4 protein-coding genes are annotated in these 2,961 nt (G+C 53.4%); 1 reads left to right on the top strand and 3 read right to left on the bottom strand.

The genetic code is table 11. The annotated features are described in order from the left end of the window. On the top strand, nt 1–186 hold a 186-nt coding region (locus tag ACWGTI_RS32235; RefSeq protein ID WP_454590629.1), incomplete at its 5' end, for a hypothetical protein. Between the two features lie 96 nt (nt 187–282). Here ACWGTI_RS32235 and ACWGTI_RS32230 read toward each other — a convergent pair. From ACWGTI_RS32230 to ACWGTI_RS32220, 3 genes are all read right to left on the bottom strand, one after another. Continuing rightward, a complete protein-coding gene (locus ACWGTI_RS32230) occupies nt 283–1,692 on the bottom strand; it encodes a glycosyltransferase (RefSeq protein WP_454590628.1) in 1,410 nt (469 codons plus the stop codon). Between the two features lie 4 nt (nt 1,693–1,696). Further along, nucleotides 1,697–2,341 (bottom strand): HAD-IA family hydrolase, encoded by a 645-nt coding sequence (locus tag ACWGTI_RS32225; RefSeq protein ID WP_454590627.1) that lies wholly within the window; start codon nt 2,339–2,341, stop codon nt 1,697–1,699. Nucleotides 2,342–2,456: 115 nt separating this feature from the next. Continuing rightward, the coding region (locus ACWGTI_RS32220; RefSeq protein WP_454590626.1) for a GMC family oxidoreductase at nt 2,457–2,961 on the bottom strand (505 nt) is incomplete at its 5' end.

Below are 2,961 nucleotides of genomic sequence, written 5' to 3'. Positions count from 1 at the left end.
GGCAAGCGGATGGTCAAAAAGCAGCAGATGCGGTGGTCGCTCCACGGCGCGCATATGCTCATGCAGGTCCGGACGGCAGAGATCAACGGCGAACTTCGCAGTCGGCTGCGGGCACCGTTTCGGCAACCAGCCCCGAGCGTGCCTTCTATATTCAAGCCGAAACCGCCCCTTCTGCGTGCCGCCTGACCCCAGACAAATTACCGGTCTCGAACAACACCGCCCTGGCCTGCTGTTCTTCTGATTTCGACTCGGCCGAACCGCATACCTACACTGTTGGGAATGCTACTCGGCCTCAAATTGTGCAATCCCATTCACGATACTCTGTAGCCAAGACGGAGCACGCGCGATTTGCACGCTGTTTTGGATGCACATTTCTCTGGCTGTGCGCCCTAACCACGGATGAGCAATCGTACCGACGACCAGTCTTCTCATAACTTCAGAAGCTTTCTCCTCGATGCCCGGTTCTTGTATAACAATTCCATTGACGCCATCGATAATCTGCCGTTTTAACCCGAATGCGTCTGAGACCACTACGGGTCGACATTTAAAGAGCGCTTCGGTAAGTGCAAGGCCGAAACCCTCCTCTTTTGAAAGCTGAAAAACCGCAAAAGCGCGAGCTTGAAGTCTGCTGATGATCTCAGCGTTTTTTTGGTGATCTTTCATAGACACGCAGACAAATCGGATGTGTTGGCGGACTTTCCGGGGCAAACGCGCAGCATGAGCCTCGCACTCCGAAAGATATTCAGCCGCCTCGGGATCATCCGACACACCTGCAGGATCGGGACCAGCAATAACCAAACTAGTTCCGTCGGCCACTGAGGGTTCGTTCTCAACAAACCGTCGAAAAGCCTCTAATATGCGATCGATACCCTTTAACCTGTCCCAACGCGACACTTGAAGAAAATATCTCTCCGTTATTAGATCGGCAAGGCTTATCCTTAAATCTTCATCATACCGGTTTATAGAGGCGTATCTTTCCAGCTCGTCTCCGGGCTCATTGGGGTAGGAGAGATTCTTATCAGCAAACGGGCTAATAGACGGAGGTATAATATCGATGTCGGAAAATCCGTTGAAAGCATAGTCCGCATCGCTCAACACAACTCTATGAAACGGGCGTAAATATCCTCGCAAGAATTCCCAGGTTCTATCGACCGTAGGAGCTCGTTGAGGATAGCCGATATGGCATCGCCATATAGCCGGATGGGGTTGAGATTCGAGAAAAAAAGAGGCCGCAGCCAGCGGTTGAGGATCGTGTACGATCACGACGTCATCCGCTCCAATGATGCGCCTGAGATCACGCGCGCCCTGTCTCGATTCACGCTCGTATGACGCCACAAGTTCGTCGGTGGTAGGGGTTTGGACATTGTGAAGCGAATTGTGCAATCCCTTTGTGAAGGCAAAAAACTGCTTGTCCCGAGGCTTAAAAATCAGCCACCTCATGTCAATCCCAAAGCCCCGCATCAGGGCGATGTGGTGTGGCAGCATTTCCGCTACGCCTCCTCCAAACGCTGTCGAGTTGATATGCCAGACGCGGCGATCGGACAGCGTAACGCGGCACGCCATGTAAGCTCGCTCAGCCGCATCAAGCAGCGAGCCGTAGATATCGCGCTCGCGTTGATATTTCGCAAGGATGTCATCATGGAACACGACTTCATCGAGTGTTTCTTCAACTGCTGACAAAGTGATATTCATGGCCTTACACTCCCCGTAGCGAATTGACTGCCGCCAGGTTCGAGCCCTGTCCAAAATCTGGTATCCACTCCATGATACCTTGACAGTTTTGTGCTGCAGCGCCGACCCCGATGCAACCGCAACCTGCTGCAAGAGCTGCGGCTATGCCTGCGGGCGAATCTTCAAACACCAGGCATTCTTCAGCCAACACACCAACTTTTTCGAGAAGCAATTCGTAGGGCTGTGGATCCGGCTTTCCGCGTCTGACGTCATCTGCCGAAATCAGAACCTTGGGCAAAGGGATGCCGACCTGGCGCAGTCTGGCGGTCGCGGCCTCCTTGGTTGAAGAAGTGACTATCGATCTACGGGCGGAAGGGATCGATCGAAAAAACTGCTCAGCACCGTCAATTGCTCTAAGCTGAGACATCACCTCAATCTCGAAATCGGCGATGCATTTGGCCTCAGCTTCCGGATCGCGATGCGGCGCAACTTCGGCGACTAGCTCCTGATCTCGGCGACCGGCAGAGAGCTCAATTATGAGGTCAGGAGAATATCCCCTCTCTTGTGCCCACCTTCTAAGCGCCAACTCAACAACAGCCTGCGAGTCGACGAGAACTCCGTCCAGGTCAAATGCGATGTGGTGGAATTTTGATAAGTCAGCAGTCATCATGAACAACAGTCTCCTGGCTCCTCTGCCGGCGCAAACGGTTTAGGCAGATCACGCTCAAGCACAACGGAGAGGCGCCGCCGCATGCCATCGGTTGAGATTTCTTTCCCGCCAAGCCTCAAATTCCGACTGAAAGTGACATACGCCTGGCATTAGCCATGATTGTATGGGTGGGGTTGCTATTGCCGGCGAAGTTCATCACCGATCCGTCCATGATGTAGATATTGTCATACCCGTGAATACGACCGTCCCTATCAACGACGGATATTCTCGGATCGCTTCCTGCGCGCGCTGTTCCATGCAGGTGCGAACTGCCCTTGCTGTGAACTGACGGCTCCCGCTCTAGGTCTTTGGCTCCTGCAGCCCGAAGAATCTCATCTGCTCGGTCGGCAAGGAATCGGACCCTGGCAATGTCATTGTCGGAATTCCGATACTCGAACCGGATGTAAGGAACGCCAAAGCTGTCTTTCCGATCGTCGAGCAGCACCCTGTTTGCCATCCATGATTCTTCACCGATCAGGTAGTGGAGGCGAAGTCTGCCGATGGTGTCGCTGGCCTGAGCGTAGTTCGCCTCGTATATCAGTCCGGCAATTCCGCAGGGAGAATCGACGGTTTCATAGAAA

This window comes from Mesorhizobium sp. ArgA1 (assembly GCF_053714375.1).
The sequence above is the reverse complement of the archived record's forward strand: the minus strand, read 5'-3'. Positions and strand labels throughout refer to the sequence as shown.